The 16,695-nt window shown below is 73.5% G+C and carries 15 protein-coding genes and 1 pseudogene; 11 read left to right on the top strand and 5 right to left on the bottom strand.

Annotated features, from left to right (window positions below; all coding sequences use genetic code 11):
- Nucleotides 1–100: 100 nt before the first annotated feature.
- A complete protein-coding gene (gene sigJ / locus JT723_RS30825) occupies nucleotides 101–1,105 on the top strand; it encodes an RNA polymerase sigma factor SigJ (protein WP_205048150.1) in 1,005 nt (334 codons plus the stop codon).
- 143 nt (nucleotides 1,106–1,248) lie between these two features.
- Here sigJ and JT723_RS30820 read toward each other — a convergent pair whose 3' ends face one another.
- Entirely contained in the window at nucleotides 1,249–1,806 is a 558-nt protein-coding gene (locus JT723_RS30820) for an SRPBCC family protein (protein ID WP_205048149.1), read from the bottom strand.
- A gap of 226 nt (nucleotides 1,807–2,032) precedes the next feature.
- On the opposite strand from JT723_RS30820, the gene JT723_RS30815 reads away from it, so the two are divergent.
- Nucleotides 2,033–2,497: a universal stress protein gene (locus JT723_RS30815; protein WP_205048148.1), complete on the top strand. Its 465-nt coding sequence runs from the start codon at nucleotides 2,033–2,035 to the stop codon at nucleotides 2,495–2,497.
- Here the strand turns inward: JT723_RS30815 and JT723_RS30810 are convergent.
- Entirely contained in the window at nucleotides 2,481–3,056 is a 576-nt protein-coding gene (locus tag JT723_RS30810) for a winged helix-turn-helix domain-containing protein (protein ID WP_205048147.1), read from the bottom strand. The genes JT723_RS30815 and JT723_RS30810 overlap by 17 nt on opposite strands.
- Nucleotides 3,057–3,449: 393 nt before the next feature.
- Between JT723_RS30810 and JT723_RS30805 the strand changes: the two genes are divergently transcribed.
- A complete protein-coding gene (locus JT723_RS30805; RefSeq protein ID WP_205048146.1) occupies nucleotides 3,450–5,543 on the top strand; it encodes an FUSC family protein in 2,094 nt (697 codons plus the stop codon).
- A 59-nt stretch (nucleotides 5,544–5,602) separates the two neighbouring features.
- Nucleotides 5,603–5,755, top strand: coding sequence for a hypothetical protein (locus tag JT723_RS30800; protein WP_205048145.1), 153 nt, complete (start codon nucleotides 5,603–5,605; stop codon nucleotides 5,753–5,755).
- A 76-nt stretch (nucleotides 5,756–5,831) separates the two neighbouring features.
- On the opposite strand, the gene JT723_RS30795 is transcribed toward JT723_RS30800, so the two are convergent.
- The gene (locus JT723_RS30795; protein WP_205048144.1) at nucleotides 5,832–7,061 is read right to left on the bottom strand and encodes an acyl-CoA dehydrogenase family protein; all 1,230 of its coding nucleotides are present in this window, start codon (nucleotides 7,059–7,061) and stop codon (nucleotides 5,832–5,834) included.
- 147 nt (nucleotides 7,062–7,208) lie between these two features.
- On the opposite strand from JT723_RS30795, the gene JT723_RS30790 reads away from it, so the two are divergent.
- The 7 genes and pseudogenes from JT723_RS30790 (at nucleotide 7,209) to JT723_RS30760 (ending at nucleotide 14,023) form a co-directional block, all read left to right on the top strand.
- Nucleotides 7,209–7,850: a TetR/AcrR family transcriptional regulator gene (locus JT723_RS30790; protein WP_205048143.1), complete on the top strand. Its 642-nt coding sequence runs from the start codon at nucleotides 7,209–7,211 to the stop codon at nucleotides 7,848–7,850.
- Between the two features lie 159 nt (nucleotides 7,851–8,009).
- Nucleotides 8,010–9,248, top strand: coding sequence for a MurT ligase domain-containing protein (locus tag JT723_RS30785; RefSeq protein ID WP_205048142.1), 1,239 nt, complete (start codon nucleotides 8,010–8,012; stop codon nucleotides 9,246–9,248).
- Nucleotides 9,249–9,267: 19 nt separating this feature from the next.
- The gene (locus tag JT723_RS30780; protein WP_205048141.1) at nucleotides 9,268–9,996 is read left to right on the top strand and encodes a type 1 glutamine amidotransferase; all 729 of its coding nucleotides are present in this window, start codon (nucleotides 9,268–9,270) and stop codon (nucleotides 9,994–9,996) included.
- A 168-nt stretch (nucleotides 9,997–10,164) separates the two neighbouring features.
- Nucleotides 10,165–11,190, top strand: coding sequence for a 6-phosphofructokinase (locus tag JT723_RS30775; RefSeq protein ID WP_205048140.1), 1,026 nt, complete (start codon nucleotides 10,165–10,167; stop codon nucleotides 11,188–11,190).
- A 140-nt stretch (nucleotides 11,191–11,330) separates the two neighbouring features.
- Nucleotides 11,331–12,287, top strand: a complete 957-nt coding sequence (locus JT723_RS30770; protein WP_205048139.1) for a cytochrome c oxidase assembly protein — start codon at nucleotides 11,331–11,333, stop codon at nucleotides 12,285–12,287.
- A gap of 111 nt (nucleotides 12,288–12,398) precedes the next feature.
- Nucleotides 12,399–13,121: a lysophospholipid acyltransferase family protein gene (locus JT723_RS30765; protein ID WP_205048138.1), complete on the top strand. Its 723-nt coding sequence runs from the start codon at nucleotides 12,399–12,401 to the stop codon at nucleotides 13,119–13,121.
- A gap of 69 nt (nucleotides 13,122–13,190) precedes the next feature.
- Nucleotides 13,191–14,023 (top strand): annotated as a pseudogene (locus JT723_RS30760) (TIGR02452 family protein).
- Between the two features lie 68 nt (nucleotides 14,024–14,091).
- Here JT723_RS30760 and JT723_RS30755 read toward each other — a convergent pair.
- Both JT723_RS30755 and JT723_RS30750 read right to left on the bottom strand, forming a co-directional pair.
- Nucleotides 14,092–15,678 carry an alpha/beta hydrolase gene (locus JT723_RS30755; protein ID WP_205048137.1) on the bottom strand — a complete coding sequence of 529 codons (1,587 nt, stop codon included), beginning with the start codon at nucleotides 15,676–15,678 and terminating at the stop codon, nucleotides 14,092–14,094.
- Between the two features lie 42 nt (nucleotides 15,679–15,720).
- A complete protein-coding gene (locus tag JT723_RS30750; RefSeq protein WP_240166445.1) occupies nucleotides 15,721–16,692 on the bottom strand; it encodes a CTP synthase C-terminal region-related (seleno)protein in 972 nt (323 codons plus the stop codon).
- Nucleotides 16,693–16,695 lie beyond the last annotated feature (3 nt).

Genomic DNA, 16,695 nt, shown 5'->3' with positions numbered 1-16,695 from the left:
TGGCGAGACGCACATCACATTTCGGCCAGCGGATGTCACGCTGGGAGGTGCGTACGCCCTCTCAGGGCCAACGGGGAAACGCACCACAGGAGGCCCACTCGTGTCCGACACTCCGATCCGGCAGCACACCGCGGCGGCGGGCGACCGCGCCACGGAGGTGTTCGTCAACCACCGGGAACTGCTGTTCTCCGTGGTCTACAACATGCTCGGCAGCGTGTCCGACACCGAGGACGTCCTGCAGGAGACCTGGCTCGCCTGGACCCGCCGCAGCGGCAAGGCGGCCGGCGCGGACATCGACAACCCGCGGGCGTACCTGGTGCGGATCGCGGTGAACCAGGCGCTGGCGCGGCAGGCGAGCATCATCAGGCGCCGGGAGACCTACGTCGGCCCGTGGCTCCCCGAGCCGCTGGCCACCGGGGCGCAGCAGCCCGCGGACCAGCCGCAGGCGGCGCAGGCGACGGACGCCGCGGAGTCCGCGCTGCGCAACGAGTCGGTGTCGATGGCGATGCTGGTGGTGCTGGAGACGCTGACCCCGCTGGAGCGGGCGGTCTTCGTGCTGCACGAGGTGTTCGGCTACCCGCACACCGAGATCGCCGCGATCCTGGAGCGCAGCCCTTCCGCGATCAGGCAGCTGGCGCACCGGGCGCGCGAGCACGTGCAGGCCCGCAGGCCGCGCTACCAGGCCGACCGGCAGCTGCAGCGGCAGGTGACCGAGCGCTTCATCGCGGCGGCGCTGGGCGGCGACCTGGCGGAGCTGATGAGCCTGCTCGCCCCCGACGTGACGCTGTGGACCGACGGCGGCGGCAAGGTGAGCGCCGCGCTGCGGCCGGTCTCGGGCCAGGAGAAGGTGGCGAAGCTGGTCACCGGCTACGCCGCCAACCGGCTGCCCGACACCGTCGACATCCGCTACCGGCAGGTCAACGGCGACCCGTCGGTCGTGGTCTTCTCCGGCGACTCCCCCACCGCGGTCATGGTCGTGGACCTGGACGCGGACAGCGACAAGGTCACCGACATCTACCTGGTCACCAACCCGGACAAGCTCTCCGGGGTATCCGCGGCTCAGGCCGGCGGGGGCGGCGGGGAGGACGGCCCGGCGGCGCCCTGAGCGGCGCGGCAGGCGCGTGACAGGCCCCGGAAGGCCCGGAAGGCCCCGGACATGCGGGAGCCCCGGCCGGGACGGGGGGACCAGGCCGGGGCAGTCACGCATGACGGGCTCGGGGGCGCCGCGTCACACCGTTAGTTTAACACTCAATGAGCGTAGTCGAATCCACCCGGCGCAGGTGAGGTGCGCAGCGGCGTCGCGGCCGGGGCGCCGGAGTCGCCGCCGGGCACGCCCGAGGCGGGCACCTGCGGGCCGTGCAGGGGAGCGGAGGCGGCGGGGCCGCCGAGCAGGTCGCAGAATTTGCGGGCGTCGGTGGGCAGGTCGCGCCGCCAGGCCATGGCGACGATTGGCGCGAGCAGCAGCAGCGCGGCGCTCAGGCAACTGGTCACGGACAGCCGGACCAGGGTGCCGTCACCGTGCGGGATCAGGTCGAAGCCGTAGACGGGCACCTGGGTGCCCAGCGGGCTCCACATCCGCTGCCCGCGGAAGACTATGCGGCGGCAGGGCTCGAAGTGGTCGCACACGAGCCGGTGCGGCCGCCGCCTGCCCGGGTAGCGGTAGCCGTAGGCCGCGTCGCGGCCGGGGGCCACGGCGTCGGCGTCGACGGAGGCCACCCCGGAGCTCCACAGGGCGAGATTGCGGGCGTCGGCGAGAAAGTCGAAGACCTCGGTGTCCGGCCTCGACACGAAAACGCTCGTGGACACGCTCGGCATCACAAACCTCCCCGGTAGCGGCGTGGGCGGCGGGCCATGGCACGCGGCGCGGACCTGACCGTGGTGCGCGCTGCGGGCGATGGGACGCTGCCTGTTTCACTCCTCTCCGAAAGCGTGCCCCGCAAAGGTGCCCATGTCGTGGCAATACACCCATTGGGGTGATCACCCTGGGTGTCCGGGGATGAAACCGCAGGCCGCAGGCCGATAGCCTGGCCGCGTGGACGAGCAGAAATCCCCGACCGTGTTCGAACGCGGTACCGACGGTCCGAAGGTGATCGTGGCCGGTATCGACGGCTCGGACTCGTCCTGGCGTGCCGCGGCCTATGCGGCGGGGATGGCCCGGCGGCAGAACGCGCTGCTCGCCCTGGTCTACGTGCAGCCGTACCTGCCCGGCGGGGCGGCGCTGGGTGTCCCGGTCTCGGAGGTGGACACCGGGATCGCGGCCCAGCTGGTGGCCGAGATCCGCGCGTCGGTGGAGCGGCTGCGCGGCACCTTCCAGGTGCGGTGGGAGTTCCACACCTTCCGCGGCGACCCCTTCGGCGGCCTGGCCGCGGCGGCCGACCAGCTGACCGCGGACGCGGTCGTGGTCGGCGCCTCGGAGCGGGCCGGCCACCGGCTGGTGGGCTCGGTGGCCGTCCGGCTGGTGAAGGCGGGCAAGTGGCCCGTCACCGTCGTGCCGTAGCCCCCTGCCGCACCCGGTCGCCCGGCGCGGGGGCGTACTTGTAGCCGACCCGGCGCACCGTCACGATGCTGCCGCGGTGGTCGGCGCCGAGTTTGCGGCGCAGCCGGGCGATGTGGACGTCGACGGTGCGGCCGTCGCCGACGTGGCCGTACCCCCACACGGTGGTGACCAGCTGGTCGCGGGAGTGCACCCGGTGCGGGTGCGCCACCAGGTGCGCGAGCAGTTCGAACTCCAGGTATGTCAGGTCGAGCTGGCGGTCGTCGACCGCGGCGGTGCGGCGGTCCTCGTCGATGCGCACCCCGCCGGCGGCGGGCTCCTGTACGGCGGCGGGCGGCGCGGCGGCGGCCGCGCCCGGTTCCGCGGGCACCAGCACCAGGTAGCCGACCATCGGGGCGCCGCCGGGCGCGGCGGGGAGCACATGTCCCGGTGCGGGCAGCCAGGTCGCGCCCGGCGGCAGGAAGTCGGGGGCGGGCCGCGCCTCGTCGGGGCGTACCGCGCGCAGCCGCTGGCGGTGGGCGGCGGTGACGGGGAGGGAGGTCAGGGAAGGCAGGTCGGACATGTCTCGGCTCTTTCGCGCGAAGGGTCGTGGGACTCCGTTGTGCGCGGGACCGGTTGCCGCCGTGCGGCCGGCTGCGGCCGGTGAGGGCCGGGCCTTGCGGGCAGGTCAGCGGGGGACGCGGGTCCGCGCGGGGATCGCGCGGCAACACCAGCGGTCGAAGTGGTGCTCCTGCCGGGACGGCCAGAAGGGTTCGAGGTCGCTGCGACCTGTCCCGGTGTCAGTAGTGCCGACCATGTCCCCCATTGAAGCAGACGGCGGCGCGCTGGTGTGAGGGCGCGGGGCGGCCGGTGACGTGCGCCGTGTCACCCCCGCGCCGGGAGATGTGCCGTATCCGCTGGTACGGGGCATTTCGCAGCGGCACCGCGGCTGCTGGTTCTGCCTATTCTCTGCACCATGACGTGGTTGCGTGCGCTGCGGGAGACCGCCAGGTCGGGCCTGCGGGTGGAACGCCCCCGTCTCGAACCGCTGGTGGCGCTGCGGGCCGCCGGCGGTGTGGCGATCGTGGTCGGCCTCGCACTGTGGCTGTGGTCGCCGCCGGTCGCCGCGTCGTCGGCCTTCGGGGCCTTCGCGGCCGGCATGGCGACCTTCCAGCGCAGCTGGCGGCCGCGGCCGGTGCTCGCGCTGGCCGCGGGCGCGGGGCTGGCGGTGAGCACCTTCCTGGGGTATCTGGCCGCCTCGCACGTGGTGTTCTTCGTCCTGCTGCTCGCGGTGTGGGCCTTCGCGGCCGGCATGGCGTGGGCGCTGGGCCCGACGACCGGCACGGTCGCGTCGCTGACGGTCGCGGTGATGCTGGTGACGGTCACTCTGCCGACGTCGGTGCTCAGCTCGTTGCAGCACGCGGCGCTCGTGGGGCTCGGCGCGCTGGTGCAGGCGGCGCTGATCGTGGTCTTCCCGATCCGCCGCTGGGGCGCGCAGCGCGACGCGCTCGCCGACGCCTTCGCGGCCGAGGCGGACTACGCGCGCCGGCTGCGGCACGACCCGCTGGCGCCCTTCGACCCCGAGCCGCTGATGACCGCCCGCAGCGCGGCCGTGGTGACCGCCTGGCAGGCCAGGCGGCGGCCCGAGGAGCTGCACGGCAGCCGGGCGCTGGCCGAGCGCATCCGCCCGGTGCTCGCCTCGCTCGCCGACCCGACGGTGGGCGCCGCCGCCGAGGGTCCCGAGCGCGACCGGGCGCGCGAGGTGCTGGCGGTGGCGGCCTCCGTGCTGGACGCGGTGGCCCGGGCGATCAGGGACGGCGGCGCGGTCAAGGTGCCCGCGCGGGCGGACGAGCTGCTGCGGGCCGACGCGCCGGGCGCACAGCTGACCGGTGCCGCGCGCAGGTCGGCGACCCGGCTGGTGTCGCTGCTGAGCGCCGCGGTGGAGCGGGCCGAGGGCTCGGGGCCTTCGGACGCGACGGGCACCGCGCACCTGCTGCGCCCGTCGCTGGGCGAGCTGCTGCCGACCGCGGTGCGGACGGTACGCCGCCAGATCCGCTGGGACTCGCCGATCCTGCGGCACGCGCTGCGGGTCGCCGCGGTGGCCTCGGCCGGCTATCTGCTGGGCACGGTGCTGCCGCTGGGGCACGGCTACTGGGCGCCGCTGGCCGCGGTGATGGTGATGCGGCCCGACTTCACCCAGACCTACGAGCGCGGGGTGGCCCGCTTCGCCGGGACCCTGGTGGGTGTCGCGCTGGCAACGGCGATCACGCAGGCCGCGCACCCGGGCACGTACACCTTCGCCGCGCTCGCGGTGGTCAGCGTCGGCCTGATGTACCTGCTGCTGCGCAGCGGATACGTGGTCGCGCAGGCGTGCGTGGGCGCCTATGTGGTCTTCCTGCTGGGCATGGGCGGTACGCAGCTGGAGCAGACGGTCCGCGACCGGGTGCTGCTGACGCTGCTCGGCGGGCTGCTGGCGATGCTGGCCTACGCGGTCTTCCCCGCGTGGGAGACCCCGCGGCTGCGCGACCGGCTGGCGGAGTGGATCGAGGCGACGGCCGGCTACGTGGCCGCGGTGATGGACGCGCACGCGGAGCCGTCCAGGCGCCGGCCGGGCGCGGTGCGCCGGGCACTGCTCGACCTGCGGGCGGCGGGCGCGGCCTGGGACCAGGCGGTGACCAGGGCGGATGCGGAGCCGGTGCGGCACCGCGGCCTGTCGCGCAGCGCGGTGCGGGACGCGGACGCCGCGCTGTCGGCGGTGGGCCGGGTCGGCCTGGTGATGGAGGCGCACCAGCCCGCCAGGGACGCGGTGCCGGTGCCGGAGGCGGCGCGTTTCGCGGCGGCGCTGCGGGAGACCACGGCGGTCGCGGCCGGCGAGGTCAGGGCGCGCAGGGCGCCGGACTGGCAGGCGCTGCACACCGAGCTGGCCGGCTGGGCATCCGACCCGGCGGGCGACCGGGTGGTGCGGCGCGGCGCCGCGCTGCTGGTCGAGACCCTCGACGAGCTGGCCGAGGCGCTGCGCCCCAGGTCGGCGGGCCGCCGCCACCCGGCGGGCAGCCAGGGGGCGCCCTAGGGCAGGAGGGCCGGGCGGGCGGGTCTAGGCTGGTGGGCCGGACCAGAAGGAGCCTTCCCATGCACATCGGCACCATCCACGGCGTGACGGACCTGGCGCTGTCGAACTCGCCGGGCCCCGGCCCCGTGATGCGTACGGTCATCGTCGTCACGGTGGTCGGCGTCGCGCTCATGGCGTGGTTCCTGCTGCGCGGCTACGGCAACGACAAGTAGCCGGCCACACGTAACCGCCCGGCCCGCCGTACCCGGTGCGGGGTCCGGCGGGCCGCGCTGAGCAGGCCGGTGCCGGTCAGCGGATCGGGACGCCGGACAGGGTCCTGGCGATCACCAGCCGCTGGATCTCGCTCGTGCCCTCGAAGATCGTGTAGATGGCGCTGTCGCGGTGCATCCGCTCGACCGGGTACTCACGGGTGTAGCCGTTGCCGCCGAGGATCTGGATGGCCTGGGCGGTGACCTTCTTGGCGGTCTCGCTGGCGAAGAGCTTGGACATCGAGCCCTCCGCCGAGGTGAAGGGCTTGCCCGCGGTCGCCATCCAGGACGCCCGCCACACCAGCAGCCTGGCCGCGTCGATCTGGGTGCGCATGTCGGCGAGCTGGAAGGCCACCCCCTGGTTGTCGATGATCGGCCGGCCGAACTGCTCGCGCCCCGTGGCGTATTCGAGGGCGTATTCGTAGGCGGCCCGTGCGGTGCCGACCGCCATCGCGCCGACGGCGGGGCGGGACGCCTCGAAGGTGGCCATGGCGGCGTTCCTGCCGCCGCCCGCACCGCCGGAGGCGGCCCGCTCGCGCGCCCTGGCCAGCCGCTCGTCGAGCTTGTCCTTGCCGCCGAGCAGGCAGTCGCCGGGAATGCGGACGTCCTCGAGGACGACCTCTGCGGTGTGCGAGGCGCGGATGCCGTGCTTCTTGAACTTCTGGCCCTGCGAGAGCCCCGGGGTGCCGGGCGGCACGATGAAGGAGGCGTGGCCGCGGGTGCCCAGTTCCGGGTCGACCACGGCGACGACGACGTGGACATCGGCGATGCCGCCGTTGGTGGCCCAGGTCTTGGTGCCGTTGAGCACCCATTCGCCGGTGGCCTCGTCGTACACGGCCCGGGTGCGCATGGCGCCCACGTCGGAGCCGGCGTCGGGCTCTGAGGAGCAGAAGGCGGCGACCTTGACGTCGGCGGCGTCGCCGTACATCTGCGGGACCCAGGTGCCGATCTGCTCCTCGGTGCCGTTGGCGAGCACGCCGACCGCGGCCAGCCCGGTGCCGACGATGGACAGCGCGATGCCGGCGTCGCCCCAGAACAGCTCCTCCATCGTCATCGGGATGCCGAGACCCGTGGGGTCGAAGAACTGCTGGGCGTAGAAGTCCAGCGAGTACAAGCCGATCTTGGCCGCCTCCTGGATGATGGGCCACGGGGTCTCCTCGCGTTCGTCCCACTCGGCCGCGGCCGGGCGCATCACGTCGGCGGCGAAGCCGTGGATCCAGTCGCGCACGGACCGCTGGTCGTCGTTGAGATCGAGCGTGAAGTCGCCCATCGTCCCCTCCACATGCTAGTTACTTGCGGTAACACCAGTCTGTTACCGTCAAGTAAGCGATGTCAACTCGCCAAACTCCGCGTGAGCGCCCGAGCCGGGGGTGTTACGTTGCGCAGACCACCGGCAATCGAACAGCGGGAGGGCGCGGTGGAGACCGGCCAGCGTGACGACCAGCGGACGGCCACCCAGCGGCGCCGCACCGAACTGCTCGAAGCCGCGGAGCGCGTGGTGCTGCGGGACGGGCCCGAGGCGTCGATGAACGCCATCGCGGCCGAGGCCGGCATCACCAAGCCCATCCTCTACCGGCACTTCGGCGACAAGAGCGGCCTGTACCGGGCCCTGGCCAAGCGGCACACCGACGCGCTGCTCGCCACCCTGCGCACCGCGCTCGACTCCCCCGGCGACCGCAGGGACCGCGTCGAGGCGACGCTGCACGCGTACCTGTCGGCGATCGAGACCAGGCCGCAGGTCTACCGCTTCCTGATGCACCCCGCCGAGACCCCCTCGGACGAGAAGGGCTTCGACGTCGGACGGCACTCGGTCCCGCTGCTGCGCCGGATGGGCGAGGACCTCGGCGAGGTGATCGCCGAACGCCTCGACCTCGGCCCCGACACCCGCGAGGTGGCCAGGGTCTGGGGCCACGGCATCGTCGGGATGATGTACGCGGCCGGCGACTGGTGGCTCGGCGAGCGGCCGCTGTCGCGCGACCTGCTGGTGCGTCACCTGGCCGACCTGCTGTGGGGCCGGCTCGCCGAGACCGGCGACCGGGCCGGCAGCCGCGGGCTGTGACACCCGCCCGCCGCCGGGCGGCGCGGTGCCGGTCCGCGGCGCGGAGTCGATAGGCTGGCCCCGACCGGAACTTGCCGGCCGCCGCAGCGGCCGCCCGGGGGACGGAAAACCGGCCGGCGCAGGCGGCATCGCGGCCGGAGTCGAGGAGGAAGACAGACGATGGCAGGCAACTCGGAGCCGCTGTCGCCACGGGCGAAGCTGGCCGTGACGGCGGGCAGGGCGGCGGCGGCGGTGTCCCGCGCGGCGGGCAAGGGCAGCGGGTCGGTGATCGGCGGCAAGGTCGCGCTGCGTTTCGACCCCGACCTGCTGGCCAGGCTCGCCCGGCACCTCGACGTGGTGCTGGTGTCCGCCACCAACGGCAAGACGACCACCACCCGGCTGCTCGCCGAGGCGCTGCGGGCCGGCGGCCCCGTGGTCTCCAACGCACTGGGCGCCAACATGCCGGCCGGCATCACCTCGGCGCTGGCCGGCGGCTCCGACGCCCGCTTCGGCGTGATCGAGGTGGACGAGAAGTACCTGGCGGGCGTCGCCAGGGACGTCTCCCCCAAGGCCATCGCCCTGCTGAACCTCTCGCGCGACCAGCTCGACCGGGCCGCCGAGACCCGGATGCTGGCCGAGAAGTGGCGCGAGGGCCTGGCCGGCTCCGAGGCGATCATCGTCGCCAACGCGGACGACCCGCTGATCACCTGGGCCGCCTCCTCCAGTCCCACCGTGGTGTGGGTCGCGGCCGGCCAGTCCTGGAAGGACGACGCCTGGTCCTGCCCGTCCTGCGGCGGTGTGCTGCAGCGCCCCGGCGACGACTGGTACTGCGGCGAGTGCGGCTTCCGCCGCCCCACCCCGACCTGGGCGCTGTCCGGCGACCACGTCGTGGACCCCTACGGTGTCGCCTGGCCGATCCAGCTGCAGCTGCCGGGCCGGGCCAACAAGTCCAACGCGGCCGTCTCCGCCGCGGTGGCCGCCGCCTTCGGCATCGACCCCAAGGTCGCCCTGGAGCGGATGTACAAGGTGCAGGCCGTCGCCGGACGCTACGACGTGGTGTCCTTCCTGCAGCGCGACCTGCGGCTGCTGCTGGCGAAGAACCCGGCCGGCTGGCTGGAGACCTTCTCGCTGATCGACGGCCCGCCCACCCCGGTGATCCTGTCGGTGAACGCGCGCGGCGCCGACGGCACCGACACCTCCTGGCTGTGGGACGTGGACTACACCCGGCTGGCCGGGCACCCGATCCTGGTGATCGGCGACCGCAAGATGGACCTGGCGGTACGCCTTGAGGTGGCGAACCTGCAGTTCCGGGTCTGCGCCAACCTCGACGAGGCGGTGCGGTCCGCGCCGCCCGGCCGGATCGAGGCCATCGCCAACTACACCGCCTTCCAGGACCTGCGCCGCCGTGTCGGCAACTGAACCGCCGAGGAGAGCACGAATGAGTGAGTCCAGCCTGCGCCTGGTGTGGGTCTACCCCGACCTGCTGAGCACCTACGGCGACCAGGGCAACGCGCTGGTGGTGGAGCGCAGGGCGACGCAGCGCCGGGTGCCGGTGACCCGGGTGGACGTCCGCTCGGACCAGCCCGTCCCCACCTCGGGCGACATCTACCTGATCGGCGGCGGCGAGGACCGCCCGCAGCGGCTGGCCGCCGAGAGGCTGCGCCGCGACGGCGGGCTGAACCGGGCGGTGGCCAACGGGGCGATCGTCTTCTCGGTGTGCGCCGGCTACCAGATCCTCGGCCACGAGTTCATCAACGACCTGGGCCGCCCCGAGCCGGGGCTCGGCCTGCTCGACGTGGTCAGCACCCGGGGCGAGGGGGAGCGGTGTGTCGGCGACGTGCTCGCCGACATCGACCCGCAGCTCGGCCTGCCGCCGCTGACCGGCTTCGAGAACCACCAGGGCATCACCCACCTCGGGCGCACCGCCCGGCCGCTGGCCCGGTTGCGGGTCGGCAAGGGCAACGGCACCGGGGACGGCACCGAGGGCGCCTTCAACGACACGGTGTTCGGCACGTACATGCACGGGCCCGTGATGGCCCGCAACCCGCACATCGCCGACCTGCTGATCAAGCTGGCCCTCGACGTGAACGCGCTGCCGCCGGTGGACGACCAGTGGTACGACGCGCTGCGCGCCGAGCGGATCGCCGCGGCGGTGCAGCCCGCCTGACCGGCGGGGCGTCACGCTCCGGAAGCGTCGCCTGGTGTTCGGGTAATCGTCAGGTGTCCGCAGTGCGGTCGGCGTGGAGGCGTGCGCGACCGGCTCGGTAAGCTTGCCGTGATCCATCCGGACGACGTGGTCCGGCCGTCCGGTCGAGTTGCTTGGAGTATCGAGAGCATGCGTATTGGTGTCCTGACCAGCGGCGGCGACTGCCCCGGGCTGAACGCCGTCATCCGGTCCGTGGTGCACCGCGCCGTCGTGGACCACAACGACGAGGTCATCGGCTTCCACGACGGGTGGAAGGGCCTGCTGGAGTGCGACTACCGCAAGCTCGACCTGGATGCGGTGAGCGGCATCCTGGCCCGCGGCGGCACCATCCTCGGCTCCTCCCGGGTGCAGCCCGCGCATCTGCGCGGCGGTGTCGAGCAGGCCAAGGGCCATGTCGCCGACCTCGGCCTCGACGCGATCATCCCGATCGGCGGCGAGGGCACCCTGAAGGCGGCCCGGCTGCTGTCGGACGCGGGCCTGCCGATCGTCGGGGTGCCCAAGACCATCGACAACGACATCTCCTCGACCGACGTCACCTTCGGCTTCGACACCGCGGTCACCGTGGCCACCGAGGCCCTCGACCGGCTCAAGACCACCGCGGAGTCGCACCAGCGGGTGCTGATCGTGGAGGTCATGGGCCGGCACACCGGGTGGATCGCGCTGCACTCGGGCATGGCCGCGGGCGCGCACGCGATCGTGGTGCCCGAGCGGCCCTTCGACGTCGAGGAGCTGGCCGCGGTGGTCGGCAAGCGCTTCGAGGCCGGCAAGAAGTTCGCCATAGTGGTGGTCTCCGAGGGCGCCAAGCCGCGTGAGGGCACCATGGAGTTCTCCTCCGGCGCCACCGACGTCTACGGCCACGAGCGTTTCAGCGGTGTCGCCAACCAGCTGTCGGTCGAGCTGGAGGAGCGCCTGGGCAAGGAGGCCCGCCCGGTGATCCTCGGCCATGTGCAGCGCGGCGGCACCCCCACCGCTTACGACAGGGTGCTGGCCACCCGCTTCGGCTGGCACGCCGTGGAGGCCGTGCACAACGGGCGGTTCGGCATGATGACCGCGCTGCGCGGCACCGACATCACGCTGGTGCCGCTCGCCGACGCGGTGCAGCACCTCAAGACCGTGCCGGCCGACCGCTACACCGAGGCCGAGTGCGTCCTGTGACCCGCTGACCTCGACGGCGCCGCCCCCGCGCGCCCGCAGCCGCCCCCGCCCGGACCGCCGGCCGGGGGCGGTCCTACTCTGGAGCGGGCACAACGGTCGAAACGGCCTGCTGCCGGTCGGCGCGAGCAAGGAGTGAACGGATGGACCACGGTGGACACGGCATGCACATGGATCTGCCGCCGTTCACCCTCGGCCGGGGGCTGGCCTACAGCAGCGGCGACCCGTTCTTCCTGATCGGCTGTGTGCTGCTGCTGGCGCTGTACGGCTTCGCGGTGGTGCGGCTGCACCGGCGCGGCGACCGCTGGCCGGTGGGGCGTACCGCGGCCTTCGCCACCGGGGTGCTGACCGTCGGGCTGACGATGTGCACCCGGCTCAACGACTACGGCATGGTCATGTTCAGCGTGCACATGGTGCAGCACATGGTCCTGAGTATGCTCTCGCCGATCCTGCTGCTGCTCGGCGCCCCCGTGACGCTGGCCCTGCGGGCGCTGCCGGCGGCCGGCCGGGGCAGGACCGGGCCGCGCGAGCTGCTGGTGAAGCTGCTGCACAGCAGGTACCTGCGGGTCATCACGCACCCGGCCTTCACCATCCCGCTGTTCGTGGCGAGCCTGTACGCGCTGTACTTCTCGCCGCTGTTCGACTTCCTGATGCGCAGCGAGGCCGGGCACCTGGCGATGATGGTGCACTTCCTCGCGGTGGGGCTGCTCTTCTTCTGGCCGATCATGGGCGTCGACCCGGGGCCGCACCGGCCCGGCTACGTGATGCGGATGCTGGAGCTGTTCGCCGGGATGCCCTTCCACGCCTTCTTCGGCATCGCGGTGATGATGGCCAGCGAGCCGCTGGTGACGACCTTCAAGCACCCGCCGGCGTCGCTGGGCATCGACGCGCTCGGCGACCAGACCGCGGCCGGCGGCATCGCCTGGGCCTTCAGCGAGATCCCGTCGGTGATCGTGCTGGTGGCGCTGCTCTTCCAGTGGTACACCTCCGAGCAGCGGCAGGCCCGCCGCAAGGACCGGGCCGCCGACCGGGACGGCGACGCCGAACTCGTGGCGTACAACGCGTATCTGGCCTCCCTGGAGGCGCGCGGCCGCGGCTGAGCGCCCCCGCGCTGGTGGCGTCCCGCGGGCGGGCACTACTCTGCCGGGGCGCCGGTGGACCGGCGCAGCGCGGCCCGGGCGTGCCGGGACCTGTCGAGGGGGAGGCGGCCCGTGTTCTACCGGGTGCTCAAGTACGTGATTCTCGGACCGCTGCTGCGGCTGCTGTTCCGGCCGCGGATCGAGGGCATGGAGAACATCCCGGAGAGCGGTGCGGCCATCGTCGCGGGCAACCACCTGTCCTTCTCCGACCACTTCGTGATGCCGGCGATGCTGCCGCGGCGGATCACCTTCCTGGCGAAGGCCGAGTACTTCACAGGTCCCGGGCTCAAGGGCCGGCTGACCGCGGCCTTCTTCCGCGGGGTGGGCCAGATACCGGTGGACCGCTCGGGCGGCAAGGCCTCGCAGTCCGCGATCGACGCGGCGCTCGGGGTGCTGGGCCGCGGTGAGCTGCTGGGCATCTATCCCGAGGGCACCCGCTCGCACGACGGCCGGCTCTACCGCGGCAGGACGGGCGTGGCGGTGATGGCGCTGCGGGCGCACGCGCCGGTCGTGCCGTGCGCGATGCTGGGCACCTTCGAGCTGCAGCCGCCCGGGCGGAAGATCCCGCGCATGGGCCGGGTCACCATCCGCTTCGGCGCCCCGCTGGACTTCAGCCGCTTCTACGGCATGGAGGGCCAGCGCGAGGTGGTGCGGGCGGTGACCGACGAGATCATGTACCAGGTCCTCGCGATGTCAGGCCAGGAGTACGTGGACCGCTACGCGGGCGACGTGAAGGCCGAGCAGGCCGCCCAGCAGAAGGGCGTGGCGGCGCGGCTGCGCCGCAAGTCGTCCTGACAGGGGCAGGGCGGCCGGTGCGGGAAATCGCCTCGCACCGGGGGCAGGTGGCCGCCTAGCCTCGCACCCATGAGTGCGCGGCTGCGGAACATCGCCAGGGAGAACGAGCAGATCGTCGCGGAGGGCGGCTACCGCGGCCCCGCCGGGCAGTGGGTCGACCCGCGCCCGCGGTGGCCGCGGCGGCGGGGGGCACCCGGCTTTTCGGCCCGGACCCCGTGCCGGTGCCGGCGGTCGAGGCGGGGCCGGGCGCGCGCTGCACGGTCACCCCTGAGGACAGCGTCGCCGCCGCGCGGCGGCTGACCGCGGCGGACGGTGCGGCGGTCGCGGTGCTGAACTTCGCCTCCGCGCGCAATCCCGGCGGCGGCTACCTCAACGGGGCGCAGGCGCAGGAGGAGGCGCTGTGCCGGGCGGCGGCGCTCTACAGCTGCCTGCTGCGCGCCCCGGACTACTACGAGCACCACCGCACGCACCGCGACCCCTTTTACTCCGACCGGGTCATCCACTCCCCCGCGGTGCCGGTCTTCCGGGACGGGCGCGGCGGGCTGCTGGACGTGCCGTGGACGGCGGGCTTCCTGACCTCCCCCGCGCCCAACGCCGGGGTGATCGCGCGGACGGCCCCGGAACGTAGCGCGGAGGTCGGGCCTGCGCTGGACGCGCGGGCCGAGCGGGTGCTCGAGGTGGCGGTGGCGCAAGGGTACCGGCGGCTGGTGCTGGGTGCCTGGGGCTGCGGCGTCTTCCAGAACGACCCGGCCAGGGTGGCCGCCGCCTTCGCCGTGCTGCTGCGGCCGGGCGGCCGGTTCGCGGCGGCCGTGGACGAGGTGGTCTTCGCGGTGCTCGACCGCCGGCCCGACTCCCCCGTGCGTGCCGCCTTCGCCGCGGCCTTCCCCGGGGTGCCCGCCTGAGATGCCGCGGGCCGCCGCCCGCACCTGTCAGCAGGGTGCGGACGGCGGCCCTTTGCGTACGCGGCCGGCTACGGCACGGGGGTGGCGTGCGGGGTGCACACCACGTCGTGCCGGTCGAGCGTGCCGTGCAGCAGGTAGTCGTCGACGCGCGAGTTGATGCACGGGTTCACCAGGTTGGTGACGCCGTGCGAGCCCGCGCCCTGCTCGGTGATCAGCCGGGATCCCGCGAGCCTGCGGTGGGCCTCCAGCGCGCCTGGGTACGGGGTCGCCGCGTCGTTGGTGCTCTGCACGATCAGCACCCCGGGCAGCCCGTGGTGGGAGCGCACGTCGACCGGCGTCTGCTGGTGCACGGGCCAGGTGGCGCAGGGCAGGTTCATCCAGGCGTTGGACCAGGTCAGCAGCGGGTAGGTGGCGTTGAGCGCGGTGTTGTCGCGGTCCCACCTGTGCCAGCTGGTGGGCCACTTGGCGTCGGTGCACTCGACCGCGGTGTAGACGGCGGTGCCGTTCTCCGCGGTGATGTTGCCCGCGGTGTCCGACATGTCGGGGCCTGCCGCGTCCACCATCGCCTGCGTGTCACCCGCCGCGTACTGGCTCCACACGCTGGCGACGGTGGCCCAGGTGGAGTCGTAGTAGGGGGCGTTGGTGAAGAAGTTGAGCAGCTCGTTCGGGCCGACGACACCGCCGATGGGGTGCGCCTTGGTCGCCGCCCGCAGCGCCTCCCACTTCGCCTGGACCTGGGCGACCGTGCTGCCCAGGTGGTAGACGGAGTCGTATTTCGCGACCCAGGCCTCCCAGTCGGCCCAGCGGCCCTGGAAGGCGACGTCCTGGTCCAGGTTGTTCTGGTACCAGACCTGGTCGCGTGACGGGTCGACCACGCTGTCGATGATCATCCTCCGGACGTGGGTCGGGAAGAGCGTGGCATAGACCGAGCCGAGGTAGGTGCCGTAGGACACGCCCAGGTAGTTCAGCCGGTCCTCGTGCAGCGCCGCCCTGATCACGTCCAGGTCGCGGGCGGTGTTGGGGGTGGTCATCTGGGAGAGCATCGCCGCGCCGGTGCGCTCCAGGCAGCCCTGCGCGTACTCGGCGGCCAGCTTGCGCTGCGCCTGCTTGTCGGCGTCGCTGTCGGGCACCGGGTCGGCCTTGGGCGCGGAGACGTACGCTTGCGGGTCCTCGCAGGAGATCGGCGCCGAGTGGCCGACGCCTCGCGGGTCGAAGCCGATGAAGTCGTACGCCTTGGCCGTCTTGGTCCACAGCGGCGCGGCGGTGGCGCTGCGCACCGGGAAGCGCAGGCCCGAGCCGCCGGGGCCGCCCGGGTTGTAGACCAGGGCGCCCTGCCGCTCCTCGGCGGTGCCGGTGCTGGCCGCGCGGTCCACGGCGAGCTTGATGGTGGCGCCGTACGGCTTGCGGTAGTCGACCGGCACGGTCACCCAGCCGCACTGGACCGGGGCGGCCAGGCCCCAGTCGGCGGGGCAGTCGGCCCACTGGATGCCGGTGCGGCGGGCGTTGAGCGCGGCGATGGTGACGCCTACGGACTCCGGTACGGTCACCGCCGGCGGGCGGTACGCCGGTGCGGCTCCCGCGGTGGCGGCAGGCGCCGCGGCGACGGCGCCCGCGATCAGGGCGCCGGTGGAGACGAGCACGATCGTGCGTCTCACGTCGAACCTCCCCCTCTGGACCGTGGCTTGTGACCACGGTTGTCACAGTGATTGAGTGCGAATCCTTTCCGCTGTGGAGTCACTGTGAACAGGCCAGCCGGGTGATTCTTCATCAAAGCGTGATTTCGCTGGTGAGTTGGCCTGAGCCGCATGGGTGACGGCCGCCTCGGCGAGGGCGGAGACGAAGGGGTGCGGCTCGGTGCCGTCGCCGGCCAGCTCGGGCTGGAAGAGCGTGGCGAGGTAGAAGGGGTGGCCGGGCAACTCGGCGATCCTGGGCTCCCCCTCGCTGTCGTGTCCCGTGAAGCGCAGCCCCGACTCGGCCAGCAGCGGCAGCAGCGCGGGCACGGGCCCGTAGGCGCAGTGGAAGCGCTCGACGCTCTCCCGGCTGCCGAGCAGCTGCTCGGCGCGGCTGCCCGGGACGGTGGTCAGCCGGCCCTCGTGGCCGACCAGGGAGCAGGCGAGCGGGCCGATCAGCAGGTCATCTGCCTCCTCCGGCGGGCGCGGGTCGTTCTCGGCGTGCCGGGCGGTGGCCAGGCCGCAGACCGTGCGGGCGAATTCGAGCAGCGCGTGCTGGAAGCCGCCGCAGGTGCCGAGGAAGGGGATGCCGCTCTCGCGGGCGGTGCGCACCGCGGTCAGTGCGCCGGCCTCGCTGCGGTAGGGGCTGCCCGGCAGCAGCCATACGGCGTCGAAGCCGCGGACGGCGCCGGGCGAGCGGGCGTCCTGGGTGGGGATCCAGTAGCCCTCGACGGGCAGGGCGTGTCGGCGCCGCAGTGCGTCGAGCAGGCCGGGCACGCGCTGGTGGGAGCGGACGGCGGGGCTGCGGTCGCCGACCAGGGCGATACGGGCGGTGGCCCGGCGGGGCGCTTTCCGGGAGGTGGCCCTGGAGGCGGCGGTCGCGGTTTCGGGGCGGGAGTCGGTTGTGCGGGAGTCCGTTGTGCGGGAGTCCGTTGTGCGGGAGTCCGTTGTGCGGGAGTCCGTTGTGCGGGAGTCCGTTGTGCGGGAGTCCGTTGTCATGAC

It is taken from the genome of Actinacidiphila bryophytorum, from assembly GCF_016916835.1.
GTDB classification, from domain to species: domain Bacteria; phylum Actinomycetota; class Actinomycetes; order Streptomycetales; family Streptomycetaceae; genus Actinacidiphila; species Actinacidiphila bryophytorum.
The sequence above is the reverse complement of the archived record's forward strand: the minus strand, read 5'-3'. Positions and strand labels throughout refer to the sequence as shown.